This window comes from Pseudomonas sp. UBA6753 (genome assembly GCF_002453565.1).
GTDB classification, from domain to species: Bacteria; Pseudomonadota; Gammaproteobacteria; order Pseudomonadales; family Pseudomonadaceae; genus Aquipseudomonas; species Aquipseudomonas putida_Z.
In genome coordinates, this window is the sequence record NZ_DKHD01000042.1 from 26,211 (window position 1) to 44,122 (window position 17,912).

Here is a 17,912-nt window from a genome sequence, read left to right on the forward strand (position 1 = left end):
GTCGGGAACTATCAGCAGTGATTCGCCGTTCGCTTTCATCCGCCAGCCTTCTGCGGCTGCTGATCCTGATGCTCTGTGCAGCCACCCTGGCCTTTCTCTGGGGGCTGCACGTTTCGCAGAAGGCCGCCGCCCGCCAGGACGCGCTGTCGGCCAAGGCCGCCGAGCACCTGAACCTGGCCAGTATCGTCGGCGAGAGCCTGCGCCAGCTGGTGGATCGCGCCCAAGCCGTGGGCCGGGTCACCCAGGACGACATGAAGGTGCTGCGCCAGGGCAGCGTCAGCCTGGCGCGGATGCTTGCCGAAGACCCGGTATTCAAGCGCATGAGCCTGTATGACCGGCAAGGCCGGCTGTTGTCGGCCAGCCATGCCGACGAGGCTGCCGAGCTGCCCGAAGACTGGTTGCGCCAGCTGCAGCGGCACGTTGCCCGCTACGGCTTTAAACCGTTCCTGCCCAGCGTGCAGCCCCCCGGCCAACCGGCCACCCTGCCCAACTGGCACCTGCCCTTCCTGCTGCCGCTGACCAACCTGCCCGGCCGCGAAATCGACAATATCCTGGTGGTGCAGCTGGACATCGGCTACCTGGCGGTGCTGCTACAGCACATCGACCTGGGCAGCAGCGGGCTGGTGCGCCTGTTGCAGGATGACGGCCTGGAGCGGTTGCGCATCGATAGCAGCGGCGTGGTGGTGGCCGGCGACGCCCTGCTGCCCGGGCTGCCGGACAGTGGCAGTGAAGCAGGCATGCTGACCCAGTACGCGGCCGGCGACCCGTACCAGAGCCTGTACCGGCGCCTGCCAGAGCGGGGTTTCAGCGTGGTGGTCAGCCAGCGCCAGGACGAAATCCTCGCGCCCTCGACGCTGGCCTATTCCCGGCAGTTCTGGCTGAACCTGAGCATGACCCTGATGATCCTCGCCAGCCTGCTGTGGACCTTGCGCCTGTTGCGCAAGCGCCAGGAGGCCTTCAGCGCGCTGGAACAGGCGCAGCAGGTCAACCAGCAGTTGATCGGCCGCCTCGAGGACGAACACCGGCGCAGCAGCCATGCCGCGGCCACCGACCACCTCAGCGGCCTGCACAACCGGCGCCAGTTCGTCGAGGTGGCCAGCCAGGCGCTGACCCGGCAACGCGGCAAGCGCCGGCTGATGGCGATCCTGTTCATCGACATGGACCGTTTCAAGTCGATCAACGACTCGCTCGGGCACAAGGTCGGCGACCTGCTGCTGCAGGCCGTGGCCGGGCGTATCCAGCGTCTGCTGGAGCCAGGCGACGAGGCTTCGCGCTTTGGTGGCGACGAGTTCGTGGTGCTGCTGGCCGGCGAGCGCAGCGAGGAACAGATCAATGCCTGGGTGCGCGTACTGGTGCAGAAGCTGTCGGCCACCTACGCGCTGGACGGCCAGGAGGTCAACACCAGCCCCAGCGTGGGCGTGAGCATCTGCCCGCGCGATGGCCAGGACATCGACAGCCTGATCCGCAGTGCTGATGCCGCGATGTACTCGGCCAAGCAGGCCGGGCGCGCCCAGTACCGTTTCTTCGACCCGTCGCTGAACCTGGCCGACATCCACGCCTTCACCCTCGAACAGGCCTTCGGCAGCGCCCTGGCCGAGCGCCAGTTCGTGCTGCACTACCAGCCACAGATCCGCCTCGACACCCAGCAGGTGCTGGGCTACGAAGCGCTGGTGCGCTGGGACCACCCCGAGTTCGGCCTGCTGTACCCGGACCGGTTCATTGACCTTGCCGAACGCAGCGGCTTCATTGTCGAACTGGGCTGGGAGGTGCTGCGCCTGGCCTGCGAGGCCTTGTCGAGTTGGCACGCCCAGGGCCGGGAGACACGGCTGGCGGTCAATGTATCCGCCCTGCAGCTACGCCAGGCGGACTTCGCTGCACGGCTATTGAGCAAACTGCAGCAGTACGCCATCGCCCCGCAGCAGCTGGAGCTGGAAATCACCGAAACCACCATCCTCGACCCCGAAGGCACGGCGGTGGCGCACCTGCACACCCTGCGCGACGCTGGCCTGGGCATCAGCCTGGACGATTTCGGCCGCGGCTACGCCGGATTCGCCCACCTGCACTCGCTGCCGCTGAGCAAACTGAAGATCGACCGCTCGCTGATTGCGCCGCTGTCCAACAGCCACGACGACAGCCCGATCGTGTCGTCCACCATCATCCTTGCCAAACGACTGGGCCTGGAAGTGGTGGCCGAAGGCGTGGAAACCCGCGAACAAGTGGTGTGCCTGAAGCTTGCCGGCTGCGATATCGCCCAGGGCTACCACTTCAGCCGGCCGCTGTCGCCGGCGCAGTTGCGTGACTACCCGCTCTTCAACGGTGTCGAGGACAAGGCCTGCGTGTAACGCAAGCCAGATTGGGGCTGCTTCGCAGCCCATCGCGACACAAGGCCGCTCCCACAGGTACAGCGCTGGACCTGCAGGCAGCGCAACCCTGTGGGAGCGGCCTTGTGTCGCGAAAGAGGCGCAAAGCGCCCCCGACAATCCCGCCAGCATCGCAGCCAGGACAGGCAACCCATTTCGGTTTATCGTGTGCCCATCATCCACTCGCCCCCGCACCATGACCGACATCGAGCGCTACCTCCGCGCCGCCACCCGTGACAACACCCGGCGCAGCTACCAGGCCGCCATCGAGCATTTCGAAACCCATTGGGGCGGTTTTCTGCCGGCCACGGCCGAGAGCATCGCCCGCTACTTGGCCGACCACGCCGACCAGCATGCCGTCAGCACCCTGCGCCAGCGCCTGGCGGCGCTCAGTCAATGGCACGTCGCCCAAGGTTTCCCCGACCCGACCAAGGCGCCGCTGGTGCGCCAGGTGCTGCGCGGCATCCGCACCTTGCACCCGACACCGCCCAGGCAGGCCGCGCCGCTGTTGCTGCAGCACCTGCAAAGCGCAGTGGAATGTTTCGAAGAAGAAGCCCGCCAGGCCCGGGAACAGCATGACCTGGCCACCCTGCGTCGGGCGCGTCGCGACGCTGCGCTGCTGTTGCTGGGCTTCTGGCGCGGTTTTCGGGGTGATGAACTGGCACGCCTGCGCGTGGAGCACATCCAGGCCGAGGCGGGTGTCGGCATCACCCTGTTCCTGCCGCGCAGCAAGGGCGACCGCGAGGCCCTGGGCGTACAACACCGCACCCCGGCCCTCAAGGCCTTGTGCCCGGTCACGGCCTACCTGCAATGGCTGGAAGTCGCCGGCATCGCCCATGGGCCGGTGTTCCGCAAGCTCGACCGCTGGGGCAACCTCGGCGACACCGCGCTCAACAGCAACAGCCTGGTCGGCCTGCTGCGGCGCATGCTGGAACGCGCCGGGGTACCGGCGGCGCTGTATACCGGCCACTCGCTGCGCCGTGGCTTCGCCACCTGGGCCACGGCCAACGGTTGGGAGTTGAAGGCGCTGATGAGCTATGTGGGCTGGAAAGACGCCAAGTCCGCGTTGCGCTACATCGACGCGGCGCAGCGCTTTGGCGAACTGGCCGTGCTACCGGCCAGCCAGGCGCAAAAGCTCATTCCTTGAAGGTGTGCCGGGCGATGCCGCCAATTTCCGGGTTGATGGCATACAGGTCGCCAGCGTCGGGGTAATGGTGCAGGTCTTCGGCACTCATGCCGAAGCGCGCGGTACTGATGAACAAGGTATTCATGCCCGCCCCGCCAAAGCAGCAACTGGTGGGGCACGGCACTGGCATCAGCACCTGGTCGGTCAGGTGGCCGTTGCTGTCATAGCGCAGCAGGCAACTGCCATGGTACTGGCACACCCACAGGCCGCCTTCGCGGTCCAGCGCAAGGCCGTCCGGGCGCCCCAGTTCGGCAGGGGTTTCGGCAAACAGGGTGACCGCACCAAGCCGGCCTTCGACCAGGTAGCTGGCGCGGTAGATCGAGCGCGCCGCCGAATCGACGAAGTACACCGTGTGGCCATCCTGCGACCAGGCCAAGCCGGTGGGTAACGCCATGTCGTCGTGGATCACCTGGTCGCTCAACTGCCCGTCAAAGCGGAACAGCGCCCCGGTATTGCCACTCAGGGCATCGTCCATCAGCCCGGTTACGAAGCGGCCCTGCGGGTCGCAGGCGCCGTCGTTGAAACGGTAGGTCGAACGTGGGTGAACCGACACCGAATGCCGGCGTACCTTGCGCAGCGGCACGTCGAAGATGGCCACGCTGGCGTCTTCGGTGAAAATCAGGTTGCCCTGGTCGGTCAACGCCAACGCGCCGATGCGTGCCGCGGATTCGTACAGGCATTCGGCTTCGCCATCGGGTGTCAGGCGGTTGATCCGCCCGCCAGAGATATCGACGAAGTACAACGCGCCGCTGCATTCATCCCAGACCAGGCTCTCGCCCAGGTCGGCGCGGGTGTTGGCGACGTTGACTGGCACATGGCTGCATGCCTTGAGGCGGTTACGCAGTTCGCCCACTTCCGCCAGCGTCATGGAACAGGCCAGTCCCAGGCCCTGTGCGGCATCGGTGAAGACCGCAACGTTGTCGTGGAAAGGCTCTGTGACGGGCATTTGCTGGCTACCTTCGATTCTCCCTTCTACGATAACAACAAAAAAATCAAAGACTTAATATTAAAAGCATGTAACTTTGATATCTCATGGATATCACCGCCGGTTCACCGGGCCGAAGGACCGCAGGATGATCGAGACACGTTTGCTTCGGCAGTTCGTTGCCGTGGCCGAAGAGCTGCACTTCCACAAGGCCGCCGCGCGCCTGCACATGGCGCAACCACCGCTGAGCCAGGCGATTGGTCGCCTCGAGGACAAGCTCGGTTTCAGCCTGTTCCTGCGCAACAAGCGCGGGGTGCGGCTGACTGCAGCGGGCACGGCCTTCCTCGACACCGCCTACCGCACGCTGGCCGAGCTGGAACAGGGCATCGAGTATGCGCGCAATGTGTCCGCCGGCATCTGCGGCAAGCTGCACATCACCGCCATTTCCATCGCGTATTACGAGTCGCTGCTCACCACCTTGCGCCGCTTTCGCGAGGCGTACCCGAGCGTGCAGCTGACCATCCGCGAGATGCCATCGGCCTTGCAGGCCAAGGCCCTGCTGGCCGGTGAGGCGGATATCGGCTTCATGCGCAGGTTGCCGTTGCCGGCTGGCACCCTAGAGTCACGGTTGCTGCTCGACGAGCAAATCGTCATGGCCCTGCCCGCCCGCCACGCCAAAGCACAGGAAGGGGCGGTAGACCTGCGCGATTTCGCTGATGAGGATTTCGTCTTCACCCCGCAAGCCCTGGGCAGCGGCTACCACGCGCAGTTGACGGCGCTGTGCGAGGCGGCGGGTTTCTACCCCAGGGTGGTGCAGGAAGCGGCACAGGTCCACACCCTGCTCGGCCTGGTGGCCTGTGGATTTGGCGTGGCCCTGGTGCCGGCCTCGTTCATCGGCTCCATACCGCGCGAGCGCGTGCAGTTCCGAGCAATCCTGCCAATCGACGACCAGCCCACCCCAGGCCTGGGCTTGTACATGAAATGGAACGCGCGGAATGCTTCACCGGCGCTGGCCAACTTCATTGCCATGTTCGAGAACCCGGGCGGGGCGGCGTCCCAACTTGCCCGCTCCCAGTAACCGCGCTTTTTCTGAACCTCGCACGAAACCTGTGGGAGCGGGCATGCCCGCGAACACCGGCGAAGCCGGTGCCATGAAACCGCAGTGCCTGTTTCGCGGGCACGCCCGCTCCCACAGGGTTCACCGCCAGTACCTGGATCTCGATCAAGTTCGCGTTGCGCAGCGCCACAGCCGCCCGATATCACAAGCCCGCGCCTGCAGAAGCCCAGCCGCATCGGCACATGCCTGCTCCAGGCTCATCGGCCCGCTGGCCAGGGCAAAGGCAGCATCGACACCATGGGCATACAGCTGCTGATAGCCTTCACCCAAGGTCCCGGCCAACACCACCACCGGCACCCCGTGGCGCTTGGCAACCCGGGCCACGCCCATCGGTGTCTTGCCACGCAAGGTCTGGGCGTCGAAGCGCCCTTCGCCGGTCACCACCAGGTCTGCGCCCTGCACCAAGGCATCCAGGCCGGCCAGTTCGGCCACCACTTCCACCCCTGGGCGGAACTGCGCGCCCATGAAAGCACGCGCGGCGAACCCCATGCCGCCGGCAGCGCCACAGCCAGGGTAGTCCCGCACATCCTCACCCAGCAGCTGCGCACAATGGTCGGCAAAATGCCCCAGGGCCTGGTCCAGCGCCTGCACCTGCTGTGGGTTGGCGCCCTTCTGCGGGCCGAAGATCGCCGAGGCGCCATTGGCGCCACACAGCGGGTTGTCGACGTCTGCTGCGACTTCGAACTGCACCTCGGCCAGGCGCGGGTCGAGGTCGCTGGCATCGATGCGGGCCAGCTTGGCCAAGGCCAGGCCGCCCTCTTCCAGCGCTTGCCCATCGGCGTCCAGCAGGCGCAGGCCCAGCGCCCGCAACATGCCGCTGCCCGCGTCGTTGGTGGCACTGCCGCCGATGGCCAGCACTACCCGTTGCGCGCCGGCGGCCAGGGCGGCGGCAATCAGCTCACCGGTGCCCCAGGTGCTGCTGCGGCAGGCATCGCGCTGGCCTGGCGGCACCAGCTGCAGGCCACTGGCCTGGGCCATTTCGATGATCGCCGTGCGGCTTTGCGGTAGCCAGCCCCAGCCGGCCTCCACGCTTTGCCCCAGCGGCCCGCGCACGGTCTGACGACGCAGTTCGCCGTGGCTGGCGGCGAGAATCGCATCCATGGTGCCTTCGCCACCGTCGGCCATCGGGCACTCGACCAGCTCGGCCTCCGGCCAGGCCTCGCCCAGGCCCGCCGCAATGGCGCGGGCGACACCGGCAGCGTCGAGGCTGTCCTTGAACGAGTCGGGGGCAATGACGATCTTCATGGGGTTTCTCCTGTCCTGATGAGCGGCATGCTGACAGGTGGCTGCCAAGGAGGCCTCGGTCAAATGCACAAAACGCCGGGCGGGTTGTTTGGGCAGATGCCTTTCGCCTGCACCGGCCCTTCAGTCGGCAGGCAGCAGCTGCAACCCCAGGTACAAGCTAAGCATCCCTTCCATGCGCAGCGGGTCGACCTCGCCCAGCTCGGCAATCCGCTCCAGGCGGTAGCGCAGGCTGTTGCGGTGGATGCCCAGGGCATCGGCACAGGCCTGGCTCTGGCCGTCATGGGCACACCAGGCGCGCAGGGTGGTAAGCAACTGCCCACTGCTGTCCTTGCTGCGAATACGCTGCAACGGCTCCAGCAATTCATCCAGCGCATCATCGTTGCGATGCCGCCACAGCAATGCCGGCAACCGGTAGCGTTGCAGGCTGAGCAGGCGCTCGCCCGGCAGTACCTCGCGCCCATAGGCCAACAGGTCGCGCACCCGGCGATAACCCCGGCGCAGTTGTTCCAGGCTTTGCGCGGCACTGCCCAGGGCCAGCCGCTCCACTTCCCAGCCATGGCGCTGCAGGCGTTCCAGCAGGCGAGGTTCGTCCAGCACCACGCCTGCCGGGCGACACCACAACAATGACTGGCGGGCCGGGCTTACGCACCAACTGTCCGGGTAGCGGCTCATCAACCATGCCGCCAGGGTTTCGGCGGCTGGCCCCGAGGCCAGTTCGAACAGGCACGGTACCCGTGGCAACTGGGGTTTCAGGCCCAGTTGCCGGGCCTCGTCGAGCAACCGCGGAGAATCGCCGCTGCCGCCCAGCAGCAGGGCCAGCAAATCGTCACAGCGCTGCCGTCGCCATTGCTGGTCGGCCTGCAAATGGCGCTGGGCCAGCAGCATTTCGGCGGTCATGCGCACCAGTTCACCATAGGTACGCACTTGCTGCGGGTCACCGGTCAGGCCGAGTACGCCCATCAATCGGCCATCCAGCATCAGCGGCAGGTTCACCCCGGGCTGCACGCCCTTCAGGCATTTGGCCGCGTCGGTATCCAGCTCGACGATGCGGCCGTTGGCCAGCACCAGTTGCGCGCCCTCGTGGCGGGTGTTGATACGCTCCGGCTCGCCACTGCCAAGGATCAACCCCTGGCTGTCCATGACATTGACGTTGCATGGCAGAATGGCCATCGCGCGGTCAACGATATCCTGCGCCAGGTCATGGTCGAGTTCGAACATTGAACGGTCCTTTGGGTGTCAGGGTTTTGGGCTCGGGCACAGCAGCCCGGTGCAAGTGCTGTGCAAAAGCACAAAGACAGGCACGCCGCAGTCCCCGAGACTCGTCAGGGCGAGCGCCGGAACAGGCGACGCGGCGACAACCATAACAACAGAGAACCCGATCATGGCATACAGCCCCGCCCCTGACCAAGGCACGGACACCAACCGCAACGCGCTGTACCGGCGCATCACCCTGCGGCTGATTCCGTTCATTTTCATCTGCTACCTGTTCAACTACCTGGACCGCGTCAACGTCGGCTTTGCCAAGCTGCAGATGCTCGACGCGCTGAAGTTCAGCGAAACGGTGTACGGCCTTGGTGCCGGCATCTTCTTCATCGGTTACGTGCTCTGCGGCCTGCCGAGCAACCTGGCACTCAACCGCTTCGGCCCGCGGCGCTGGATCGCGCTGATGATGATCGCCTGGGGCAGCCTCTCCACCTGCCTGCTGTTCGTCACGACGCCCACCGAGTTCTACGCCTTGCGCCTGCTGACCGGCGCCGCCGAAGCCGGCTTCTTCCCAGGCGTGGTGCTGTACCTTTCGCGCTGGTTCCCGGCGGCACGCCGCGGTCGCATCATGGCCCTGTTCATGTCGGCGATCCCGGTTTCGGGCCTGCTCGGCGGGCCGTTCTCCGGCTGGATCCTCCAACACTTCGCCGCCGGCCAGCACGGCCTGGCCGGCTGGCAATGGATGTTCCTGATCCAGGGCCTGCCGACCGTTGCCCTGGGTGTACTGGCGGTGTTCCTGCTCAGTGACGGCTACCAGAAAGCTGCCTGGCTGAGCCCGGCCGAACGCCAGCTGATCGCCGCCGACCTCGAGGCCGATGCCGCCAGCAAGCCGAGCACCACCGGCGACGGCGTGCTCGCCGTGCTGACCAACCCGCTGATCTGGACCTTCGGCTTTGTCTACTTCTGCATCCAGAGCGGTGTGTACGCGATCAACTTCTGGCTGCCGTCGATCATCAAGAACATGGGCTTCGACAACCCGCTGCTGATCGGCTGGCTCAGCGCCATCCCGTACCTGCTGGCCGGCGTGTTCATGATCCTGTGCGGGCGTTCGGCCGACCTGCGCAACGAGCGCCGCTGGCATCTTGTGGTGCCGATGCTGATGGGCGCCATCGGCCTGCTGATCGCGGTGAACTTCGCCGGCAACCCGGCCATCGCCATCCTCGGCCTGTCGATCGCCACCATGGGCGCGCTCACCGGCCTGCCGATGTTCTGGCCGATGCCCACCGCGCTGCTCAGCGCCGGCGCGGCTGTCGCGGGCCTGGCGATCATCAACTCGGTGGGCCAGATGGCCGGTTTCCTCAGCCCGTACCTGGTCGGTTTCATCAAGGACCAGACCGGCTCGACCGATGCCGCGCTGTATTCGCTGGCGGCGTTGATCGTGCTGGGTAGCCTGGTGGCCTTGCGGGTTACCCGGGCTGGTGCGCTGAGTACTGCAAGGGCCAGTTGAACCCATTCGCGGGCTCGCCCGCTCCCACAGGATCACCACAAGCTCGAACACTGTGGTATCCCTGTGGGAGCGGGCAAGCCCGCGAAGAGGCCCGCCCAGACCACACACAATCCCCCCCTCCACCGATCGTCAGCTCAACGCATCCCCTCCCCGACCCAGGCGTCAAATGGTTCCAAAGGTCCCTTTGGAGAACCCCCATGACCCAGCACGCCGTGGCCCGCCTGGCCCAACTCGACGAACACCGCCCCCTGCGCGTCCAGGCCGGCAACGAGGAGATCATCCTCATCCGCCAGGGCGACCAGGTGCACGCCTACCAGGGCAACTGCCCCCACGAAGGCGCGCCACTCAATGAAGGCGTGGTGTGCGGCGGCCTGCTGGTGTGCCCCTGGCACAAGGCCGCGTTCGCCGTGGACGAGGGCGCGGTCTGCGAGCCGCCGGCCCTGGCCGACCTGCGCCGCTACAAAACCTGGGTCAAGGGCGACGAGGTCTGGGTCGACGACCAACCCCTGCCCAGAACCGAGCCGCCCCGCCACAGCGACGCCCGCTGTTTCGTGGTGGTCGGCGCCGGTGCCGCGGGCAGCGCCGCAGTCGCCACCCTGCTGGCCCATGGCTTTGCCGGCCGCCTGGTCTGGGTCGATCAGGAGCGCCAGCCAGCCTACGATCGTACTTCCCTTAGCAAATTCGTGATCGCCGGGCAGATGCCGCCCGATGAAGTGCCGGCCCTGCTCGACGCCGACGCCCTGCGCAAGGGCCAGCTGGAGCGCAAGCATGGCAAGGTGCGCACCCTGAACACCCAGAAACGCCAGATCACCCTGGCCGACGGCCAGCAGATCGACTATGACGCCTGCCTGCTGGCCACCGGCGGCAAGGCGCTGCGGCCCGACATCCCGGGCGTCGACCTGCCCGGGGTATTTACCCTGCGCTCACGGGAGGATGCCGCGCACCTGCTGGACGCTGCCGAGCCCGGCCAGCCGGCAGTGATAGTCGGCGACGGTTTCATCGGCCTTGAGGCCGCCTCGGCCTTACGCAAGTACGGCGTGCAGGTGCACCTGGTCACCCGCCATGAGGTCCCCCTGGCCCGGCAGCTGGGCGAGCGCATCGGCCGTAGCATCCGCGAGTTGCACGAACGCAAGGGGGTCACCTTCCACGGCCCCACCGAGGTCGAGCGGATCGAGGGCCAGGGCAAGGTCGAGGCCGTGCTGCTGGCCAACGGTGAACGGCTACAGACGCCATTGGTGCTGCTGGGCACCGGGGTCAGACCGGCGACCGCTTTCATCCAGGGGGTGCTGCTGACCGAAGACAAGTCGGTGCAAGTCGACGCTGAAATGCGCGCTGCAGATGGCCTTTGGGCCGCAGGGGATATCGCCACCTTCCCGCTCAGCGGGCGCCCGGTGCGTATCGAACACTGGCGCCTGGCCCAGCAACATGGGGTGATCGCCGCCGCCAACATGCTTGGCGAGCAGCGCCGCTATGCCGACGTGCCGTTCTTCTGGACCTACCAGCACGGCCGCACCTACGAAGTACTGGGCCACGCCCGGGACTGGAACCGCATCGAGTTCGTCGGCGAGCCGGAAAAAGGCGACTTCATCGCCTTGCAATGCGTGGATGAGCGCGTCGAGGCGGTCATCGCCAAGGGCTATTCCGATGCCATGGCGACGTTGTCGCAACGCCTGAAGCGCCCGTTGACCTTGCAGGAGGCCTTGGCGCTGATCGGTTGAGGCTGCCTTTCATTGCGCCCCGGTTGTGTGTAAAACGGGAAGATCAGCCTACTGCACAAGGACCCAAGCGCATGATCTACCGCCCCCTCGGCCACAGTGGCCTGCAGGTTTCCGCCCTTACCCTGGGCAGCATGATGTTCGGCGAGCAGACCAGCACCGAGGACGCCCTGCGCATCATCGACAAGGCCTGGGACCAGGGCATCAACTTCATCGACACCGCAGACGTGTACAACGCCGGGCGCGCGGAGGAAATCGTCGGCGAAGCGGTGGCCCGCCATCGCCAGGACTGGATCGTGGCCAGCAAGGTCGGCTTCGGCCCGGCCGATGGCCTGCCCAACCGCAGCGGGTTGTCGCGCAAGCACATCTTCAATGCCCTGGAAGCCACGCTGACGCGCATGGACATGGACTACCTGGACATCTACTACCTGCACCGCGAAGACCACAAGGTGCCGCTGGAAGAAACCGTACAGGCCATCGGCGACTTGCTGCGCCAGGGCAAGATCCGCTACTGGGGCGTGTCCAACTTCCGCGGCTGGCGCATCGCCGAGGCCTGCCACATTGCCGAGCGCCTGGGCGTGCCCAGGCCAGTGGTGAGCCAGCCGCTGTACAACATCGTCAACCGCCAGGCCGAGCCGGAGCAACTCACCGCAGCCGGCGCCCATGGCCTGGGCGTGGTGCCGTTCAGCCCGCTCGCGCGGGGCGTGCTCAGCGGCAAGTATGCGCCGGGGGCGGTGCCGGATGCCGGCAGCCGTGCCGGGCGCCAGGACAAGCGCATCATGGAGGTGGAATGGCGCCAGGAGTCGCTGGCCATTGCCCGGCAGATCCAGGCCTATGTGGAGGCCAAGGGCGTGGGTATCGTCGAGTTCGCGATTGCCTGGGTGCTGAACAACCGGCTGGTCAGTTCGGCGATTGTCGGGCCGCGGACGGAAGAACAGTGGGATACCTATGGCGGCGCGCTGGCGGTGAAGATTACCGCGGAGGATGAAGCGTTCATTGATTCGCTGGTCACGCCGGGGCATGCGTCGACGCCGGGGTTCAATGATGTGGCGCATTATGTGAGTGGGCGGTTGGCCCGCAGCTGATCGTTCTCCTGTTCTGGCCTCTTCGCGGGCACGCCCGCTCCCACAGGATCACCACAGTCTGGGAAATTGTAAGGTCCCTGTGGGAGCGGGCGAGCCCGCGAAGAGGCCGGAACAGGCGGTGCAGAAGCATCAGGAACAGCCATTGGGGAGCCCAATGCCGGGCTCCCGGTCCCCCCTTTCCCCAATCACCTCGGTATCGTGCGCACCATTGGTTTTCCACCTCTGGAGCAGCAATGAAACTCTTGCAACCCCTGAAAGTCGGCCCGCTCACCCTGCCCAACCGGGTGTTCATGGCCCCCCTCACCCGCCTGCGCAGCCTGGAGCCGGGTGACGTACCTACCCCGCTGATGGCCGAGTACTACCGCCAACGCGCCAGCGCCGGGCTGATCATCACCGAAGCCACGCAGATTTCCTTCCAGGCCAAAGGCTATTCCGGCTCGCCAGGCATCCACAGCGCCGAGCAGATCGCCGCCTGGAAGCGTGTCAACGAAGGCATCCACGCCGATGGCGGCCATAGCGCCGTGCAGGTGTGGCACACCGGGCGGGTATCGCACACTTCCTTGCAACCCGGTGGCGAAGCCCCGGTGGCACCTTCGGCGCTGCCGGCCGCTGCCCGCACTACCCTGCGTGACGAGCACGGCAACCTGATGCGTGTGGAAACCTCTGCGCCGCGGGCGCTGAGCGAGGCGGAAATCGCCGGCATCGTTGCAGACTTCGGCCAGGCGGCGGCCAATGCCCGTGAAGCCGGGTTCGACTTCATCGAGCTGCACGCCGCCCACGGCTACCTGCTGCACCAGTTCCTCACCCCCAGCGCCAACCAACGCGAAGACCGCTACGGCGGCAGCGTCGAGAACCGTGCGCGTATCGTGCTTGAAGCAGTGGACGCGGCGATTGCCAACTGGAGCGCCGAACGCGTGGGTATCCGTGTGTTCCCGCTGGGTGGTTTCAATGGCGTGGACAATGGCGAGGACCAGGAAGCCGCAGGCCTATACCTGATCCGCGAACTGGCCAAGCGCAACCTTGCCTACCTGCACCTGTCCGAACCGGACTGGGCTGGCGGCAAGCCGCTGCGTGACGAATTCCGCCAGGCGATTCGTGCAGCCTACCCGGGGGTGATCATTGCTGCCGGTGCCTACACCGCCGAGAAAGGCGAAGACCTGATCGGGCGTGGCTTGATCGATGCCGTAGCGTTTGGGCGCAGCTTCATTGCCAACCCGGACCTGGTAGAGCGGCTGCGGGTGCAGGCGCCGTTGAATGCGCACCGGGCCCAGTTCGACTATGCCAATGGGGCTGAGGGGTATACGGATTATCCGTTCCTCAAGCAGGCTTGATGCTGAAAGAGGGAGCTCATGGGCTCCCTTTTTTGTTGCCTGTGCCGGCCTCTTCGCGGGCACGCCCGCTCCCACAAGGCCCCCACAGGACGAAAGACCTGCGCAATACCTGTGGGAGCGGGCATGCCCGCGAAGAGGCCTGTAGGGCTTAGCTCAGTTCAGCCAGGGCCTGCGCGGCATAGGCATGCGAACGCTGCCGCGCCAGCGGGTCGTGGATGCGGCAGTCGATCATCAGTTCATCCGCCCCGGTCTGCTCGATCAGGGTGCGCAACCCTTCCCTTACCCGCTCCGGCCCGCCGGCCACGGTGCAGGCCATCACCTGCTCAAGTACCGCGCGCTCATGGCCCGGCAGGCTTTCGACATAACCCTCCTGCGGCTTGGGCAGCAGGCCGAAGCGCCCGACATGCAGGTCCAGCATCCACTTGCGATGGGAGCTGGCCAGGTAATCCGCCTCGGCGTCGCTGTCGGCGGCGAACAGGTTCATGCCCACCATCACATACGGCTTGGCCAGTTGTGCCGAAGGCTGGAAGTTGGCCCGGTAGTGGGCAATGGCCTGCAGCAGGTAGCGCGGGGCAAAGTGCGAGGCGAAGGCATAGGGCAGGCCCAGTTTCGCTGCCAGGTCGGCGCCGAACAGGCTGGAGCCGAGGATCCACACCGGGATGTCATGCTTGCCCGGCACGCCGCGCACGCGGCGCTGGCCGTTGTCGGCCAGGTAGTCACGCAGCTCGGCGATGTCCTGGCTGAAGTCGCGCTCTGGCGCAGCACCACGCAAGGCGCGCACGGTCGGCCCCGAGCTGCCCGGCGCACGGCCGAGGCCCAGGTCGATGCGGCCAGGGTGCAGGGTGTCGAGCGTGCCGAACTGCTCGGCCACCACCAGCGGCGCGTGGTTGGGCAGCATGATGCCACCGGCGCCGACGCGGATATGCCGGGTGGCGTTGGCGATTTCGTTGATGACCAGTGACGTGGCGGCCGAGCCGATGCCCGGCATGTCGTGGTGTTCGGCGATCCAGTAGCGGCTGTAGTGCTGTTGCTCGACATGGCGCGCCAGTTGGCGGGACTCTTCGATCGCGTCGGCGAAGGTCTTGCCTTCGCCGATCATGACCAGGTCCAGTACGGACAGTGCAGTCATGGGGTCTCCACAGGGATTATCAGTGACTGCCAGTTTCCCTGCTGCGCAGCCAGTGATAAACCCGGCTTCAGGCCCGGCATAGGGGCCTGCCATTCCCCAATCAGTATTCCCAGGGCACGCCCGGTTCCCAGCTGGCCACCAGCAGATCAATGAAGCCGCGTACCCGTGGCGACAGGTGGCGCTTGCTTGGGTACACGATGCGAATCGGGTCCGCTGGCGGCCGATAGGCTTGCAGCACCTCCACCAGGGTGCCGGCGCGCAGGTCGTCGCCGGTAATGTAGGTGGGCAGGTGAATCAGCCCGAAACCCGCCCGCGCGCCGTCGAGCATCGCCTCGGAGCTGTCGATGTTCAGCCGCCCGGGGTCTTCGCACAGGTGCAGCCCCGCTTCGGTATGGAAGCGCCACGGCATGGCCTTTTCACCGGCCAGGAAGGCGATCTTGTCGTGGCCGTAGAGGTCGCCGGGCACCTGCGGTACGCCGCGTGCGTCCAGGTATGCGGGCGAGGCGCAGGTGACGAACTGCTGCCAGGCCACCGTGCGCGTCAACAGTTGCGAGTCTTCCTTCGGTGCGCCGACACGCACCGCAACGTCGATACCCTCCTCGACCAGGTCGACGAAACGGTCGGTGAAGCGGATATCCGCGCGCAGCTCGGGCCACTGCTTCAGGTAGCGGTCGAGAATCGGCAGCACATGGCGCTGGCCGAACGACAGGGGTGCTGTCAGGCGCAGGGTGCCGGTGGGCTTGCCACGGCGCTGGGCCATGGTGCTTTCCACCTCGTCCAGGTCATCCAGAATCTGCCGCCAGCGCTCGTAGGCCACCAGGCCCTCGTCGGTCAGGCTCAGCTTGCGCGTGGTGCGGTTGAGCAGGCGCACGGCCATGCGCGCCTCCAGGCGAGCGATGCTCTTGCCCACCGCCGAACGCGTCAGGCCCAAGGTGGCGGCGGCGGCGGTAAAACTGCCGGCCTTCGCGGCGCTGACGAAGGCGGCGATGTCGCCGAAGCGGTTGGGTTCCATGGGGGTTCCTGAGTCTGGTGCGGCCGGTTTAGATGGGTATGGATTTGTGAAATGCAAGCAGGACCGTCGAGAGCGATCAAGCGAAAACCTTGATCGCCAATAAATGCACCGGATAGAACAGGTAGCCCCAACGCCCCACGGCTGGCACCCGCCAATCATCATGACGCAGCAACAGCAACCCGACCGGAATGGCCAAGGCTGCAGCAATCAGCGTCAGCACGGTAATGGGCGCCAACAGATGTTCCCGCAACCAACTGTTGGTCAGGTTCCCACCCATGGCCAACAGGCAAGGTAACACCCAGGCCGCCCCTCCCTTGCGGCGGGCCATCAACCAGGCGCCCGGCAGCATCACCCCCGGCAGCCCGTACATCAGCTGTTCGCTGAACAACCACCCTGCAAACAGACCGGCAACGCCTAGCACGCGCGCCGACCTCGATGGATGATGCACGCCCCAGGCAACCAGCAAGCCCAACACCAGGGTCGGCATCACGCTGAACGTTGGCGAACCACTGTCCAGCCAACGGTATACAGGCTCCGACAGCACCGCGAACACCAGCATCAACCCCATATAACGCAGGTTGCCGCGGGTATACAGCGCCCCGCCCCTGGCACGCCCCACATTCACTGCAATGGCCAGGCAGAACAGCGGAAACGCCAACCGGCCCAGTACGAACAGGCCATCGGCAGCAGGCCACAGGAAACGCAGGTGGTCGGCGACCATGGTCAGCATCGCCGTCCACTTGACCAGGTCCAGCCCGGCTGATCGCATGCCTCAGCGCCCGGGCTCGACTGCGCCAGGGCCCAGGTAACGGTCGGTCCAGGCAGCCAGCGGCAAGGGTGGCTGCTGTTCGACGATCCGTCGCCAGATCAGCACCAGGTCGTCGCCATTGAACGCCGCCCCTGGTCCAGCGCCCTTCCACATCGACGGCACATCGGCAATCCAGTGCCCCTGGCTGTCTCGGTGGGCCATGTTGAAGCGGAACGTGTAGTTCCCCGGGATGCCCATGCGCAGGTCGCTGACCACCAGCGCATCGCCGACCTGGTCGTAGCGCAGCCAGTCATCGGTGAACCAGCGCAAACGCTGGTGCAACGGGTGCCCGGCCAGCGCTTGCGCCAGTTGCAGATTACGCGGCAAACGCTGCATTTCTGGCGCTTGCTGGTCGAACCCGCTGCTGATGCCTTCGTAGTAATCACCATCCGGGGTCTTGGCCAGCACCCGCCAGACCAGGCTGTTGAAGGCTATCGGCACGGCACGTACCTGGCTGACGGCGATACCCTGGCGATCGAGGGCAGCCTGGAAACGTTGCTCGGCCGCCATGCGTCCGGCCAGGCCGAAACCCAGGTAGGCCGCGCTGAATACCAGGGCCAAGGTGAGTAGCTGCGTAGCCTTGCTGGTCAGCCCCTTGATGATTGCGTAGATCACCGCGGCCAGCAGCGGCACGGTGTAGACCGGGTCGATGATGAACACCGCGGCCCAGCTTTCCGGGGTGGCCTGCAAGGGCCAGAACAACTGCGTGCCGTAGACCGTGAAGGCGTCGAGCAACGGGTGGGTGACCAGCACCAGCCAGAACGCCAGGAACAGCCTGGGCAAGGTATAGCCTTTGCCTGGCCAGCACTTGTTGACCAGCCAGGCCAGCAGCAAGGCCAGCCCGGTGAGCACGAACAGGGAATGAGAAAAGCCGCGGTGGTAGGTCATCTGCGACACCGGGTCGGCGTAGCGGATGATCACGTCCAGGTCAGGAAGCGTGCCCAGCGCCGCGCCATACAGCAGCGAGCGGCGGCCCTGGATGCGGCCGAGTACGGTACCTTGCAGGGCTGCGCCGAGTACGGCCTGGGTGATGGAGTCCAAGGGTGGCATTCCTGAAAAGGTGGTTTCCAGAAGCTACCTTCATCCTGCCCTGATGCGCAATTCCCTTGGTTATGGGCTTTCATTGTGGGAGATGGCCCAGCCCTTTGGGCTGCGCTGTCGCGTAGATAACTCAGTGCGCAAGCGGTCCGCGTACCGTGTGGGAGCGGGCGTGCCCGCGAAGATCCAACGCGGTGCCTGGCACCGGCTCCGCCGGTGTTCGCGGGCGCGCCCGCTCCTATGTATGGACT

14 protein-coding genes are annotated in these 17,912 nt (G+C 66.1%); 7 read left to right on the plus strand and 7 right to left on the minus strand.

What is annotated here, in order from left to right; translation table 11 throughout:
- Nucleotides 1-17: 17 nt before the first annotated feature.
- Nucleotides 18-2,342, plus strand: coding sequence for a putative bifunctional diguanylate cyclase/phosphodiesterase (locus tag B2790_RS16690; RefSeq protein ID WP_286919262.1), 2,325 nt, complete (start codon nucleotides 18-20; stop codon nucleotides 2,340-2,342).
- 214 nt (nucleotides 2,343-2,556) lie between these two features.
- On the plus strand, nucleotides 2,557-3,507 hold the full coding sequence (locus B2790_RS16695; protein WP_075045195.1) for a site-specific integrase: 951 nt from the start codon (nucleotides 2,557-2,559) through the stop codon (nucleotides 3,505-3,507).
- Here the strand turns inward: B2790_RS16695 and B2790_RS16700 are convergent.
- Nucleotides 3,497-4,414, minus strand: a complete 918-nt coding sequence (locus tag B2790_RS16700) for an SMP-30/gluconolactonase/LRE family protein (RefSeq protein WP_286919270.1) — start codon at nucleotides 4,412-4,414, stop codon at nucleotides 3,497-3,499. The two genes, B2790_RS16695 and B2790_RS16700, sit on opposite strands and share 11 nt — an antisense overlap.
- A 205-nt stretch (nucleotides 4,415-4,619) precedes the next feature.
- On the opposite strand from B2790_RS16700, the gene B2790_RS16705 reads away from it, so the two are divergent.
- The gene (locus tag B2790_RS16705; protein WP_286919263.1) at nucleotides 4,620-5,549 is read left to right on the plus strand and encodes a LysR substrate-binding domain-containing protein; all 930 of its coding nucleotides are present in this window, start codon (nucleotides 4,620-4,622) and stop codon (nucleotides 5,547-5,549) included.
- Between the two features lie 144 nt (nucleotides 5,550-5,693).
- On the opposite strand, the gene B2790_RS16710 is transcribed toward B2790_RS16705, so the two are convergent.
- Nucleotides 5,694-6,833 carry a glycerate kinase gene (locus B2790_RS16710; protein WP_286919264.1) on the minus strand — a complete coding sequence of 380 codons (1,140 nt, stop codon included), beginning with the start codon at nucleotides 6,831-6,833 and terminating at the stop codon, nucleotides 5,694-5,696.
- 120 nt (nucleotides 6,834-6,953) lie between these two features.
- Nucleotides 6,954-8,051 (minus strand): sugar diacid recognition domain-containing protein, encoded by a 1,098-nt coding sequence (locus B2790_RS16715; protein WP_025339054.1) that lies wholly within the window; start codon nucleotides 8,049-8,051, stop codon nucleotides 6,954-6,956.
- Nucleotides 8,052-8,214: 163 nt separating this feature from the next.
- On the opposite strand from B2790_RS16715, the gene B2790_RS16720 reads away from it, so the two are divergent.
- The 4 genes from B2790_RS16720 to B2790_RS16735 all read left to right on the plus strand — a co-directional run bounded on the left by B2790_RS16720 (nucleotide 8,215) and on the right by B2790_RS16735 (nucleotide 13,674).
- Nucleotides 8,215-9,543, plus strand: a complete 1,329-nt coding sequence (locus B2790_RS16720) for an MFS transporter (RefSeq protein ID WP_085693197.1) — start codon at nucleotides 8,215-8,217, stop codon at nucleotides 9,541-9,543.
- A gap of 197 nt (nucleotides 9,544-9,740) precedes the next feature.
- Nucleotides 9,741-11,261, plus strand: a complete 1,521-nt coding sequence (locus B2790_RS16725; RefSeq protein WP_286919265.1) for an FAD-dependent oxidoreductase — start codon at nucleotides 9,741-9,743, stop codon at nucleotides 11,259-11,261.
- A gap of 71 nt (nucleotides 11,262-11,332) precedes the next feature.
- Nucleotides 11,333-12,343 (plus strand): aldo/keto reductase, encoded by a 1,011-nt coding sequence (locus B2790_RS16730; protein WP_025339051.1) that lies wholly within the window; start codon nucleotides 11,333-11,335, stop codon nucleotides 12,341-12,343.
- A 233-nt stretch (nucleotides 12,344-12,576) separates the two neighbouring features.
- On the plus strand, nucleotides 12,577-13,674 hold the full coding sequence (locus B2790_RS16735) for an alkene reductase (RefSeq protein ID WP_286919266.1): 1,098 nt from the start codon (nucleotides 12,577-12,579) through the stop codon (nucleotides 13,672-13,674).
- A 148-nt stretch (nucleotides 13,675-13,822) separates the two neighbouring features.
- Here the strand turns inward: B2790_RS16735 and B2790_RS16740 are convergent, their stop codons facing one another.
- The 4 genes from B2790_RS16740 to B2790_RS16755 all read right to left on the minus strand — a co-directional run bounded on the left by B2790_RS16740 (nucleotide 13,823) and on the right by B2790_RS16755 (nucleotide 17,664).
- The gene (locus tag B2790_RS16740; protein ID WP_286919267.1) at nucleotides 13,823-14,803 is read right to left on the minus strand and encodes an LLM class flavin-dependent oxidoreductase; all 981 of its coding nucleotides are present in this window, start codon (nucleotides 14,801-14,803) and stop codon (nucleotides 13,823-13,825) included.
- Between the two features lie 100 nt (nucleotides 14,804-14,903).
- Nucleotides 14,904-15,815, minus strand: coding sequence for a LysR family transcriptional regulator (locus tag B2790_RS16745; RefSeq protein ID WP_286919268.1), 912 nt, complete (start codon nucleotides 15,813-15,815; stop codon nucleotides 14,904-14,906).
- Nucleotides 15,816-15,891: 76 nt separating this feature from the next.
- Nucleotides 15,892-16,584, minus strand: coding sequence for a TraX family protein (locus B2790_RS16750; RefSeq protein WP_274120541.1), 693 nt, complete (start codon nucleotides 16,582-16,584; stop codon nucleotides 15,892-15,894).
- Nucleotides 16,585-16,587: 3 nt separating this feature from the next.
- Entirely contained in the window at nucleotides 16,588-17,664 is a 1,077-nt protein-coding gene (locus B2790_RS16755; RefSeq protein ID WP_286919269.1) for a metal-dependent hydrolase, read from the minus strand.
- Between the last annotated feature and the right edge of the window lie 248 nt (nucleotides 17,665-17,912).

Coding starts and splice junctions, on each gene's coding strand:
- B2790_RS16695 (WP_075045195.1), top strand. CDS start 2,557: ATGACCGACATCGAGCGCTACCTCCGCGCCGCCACCCGTGACAACACC.
- B2790_RS16700 (WP_286919270.1), bottom strand. CDS start 4,414: ATGACGCTGGCGGAAGTGGGCGAACTGCGTAACCGCCTCAAGGCATGC.
- B2790_RS16705 (WP_286919263.1), top strand. CDS start 4,620: ATGATCGAGACACGTTTGCTTCGGCAGTTCGTTGCCGTGGCCGAAGAG.
- B2790_RS16710 (WP_286919264.1), bottom strand. CDS start 6,833: ATGAAGATCGTCATTGCCCCCGACTCGTTCAAGGACAGCCTCGACGCT.
- B2790_RS16715 (WP_025339054.1), bottom strand. CDS start 8,051: ATGTTCGAACTCGACCATGACCTGGCGCAGGATATCGTTGACCGCGCG.
- B2790_RS16720 (WP_085693197.1), top strand. CDS start 8,215: ATGGCATACAGCCCCGCCCCTGACCAAGGCACGGACACCAACCGCAAC.
- B2790_RS16725 (WP_286919265.1), top strand. CDS start 9,741: ATGACCCAGCACGCCGTGGCCCGCCTGGCCCAACTCGACGAACACCGC.
- B2790_RS16730 (WP_025339051.1), top strand. CDS start 11,333: ATGATCTACCGCCCCCTCGGCCACAGTGGCCTGCAGGTTTCCGCCCTT.
- B2790_RS16735 (WP_286919266.1), top strand. CDS start 12,577: ATGAAACTCTTGCAACCCCTGAAAGTCGGCCCGCTCACCCTGCCCAAC.
- B2790_RS16740 (WP_286919267.1), bottom strand. CDS start 14,803: ATGACTGCACTGTCCGTACTGGACCTGGTCATGATCGGCGAAGGCAAG.
- B2790_RS16745 (WP_286919268.1), bottom strand. CDS start 15,815: ATGGAACCCAACCGCTTCGGCGACATCGCCGCCTTCGTCAGCGCCGCG.
- B2790_RS16750 (WP_274120541.1), bottom strand. CDS start 16,584: ATGCGATCAGCCGGGCTGGACCTGGTCAAGTGGACGGCGATGCTGACC.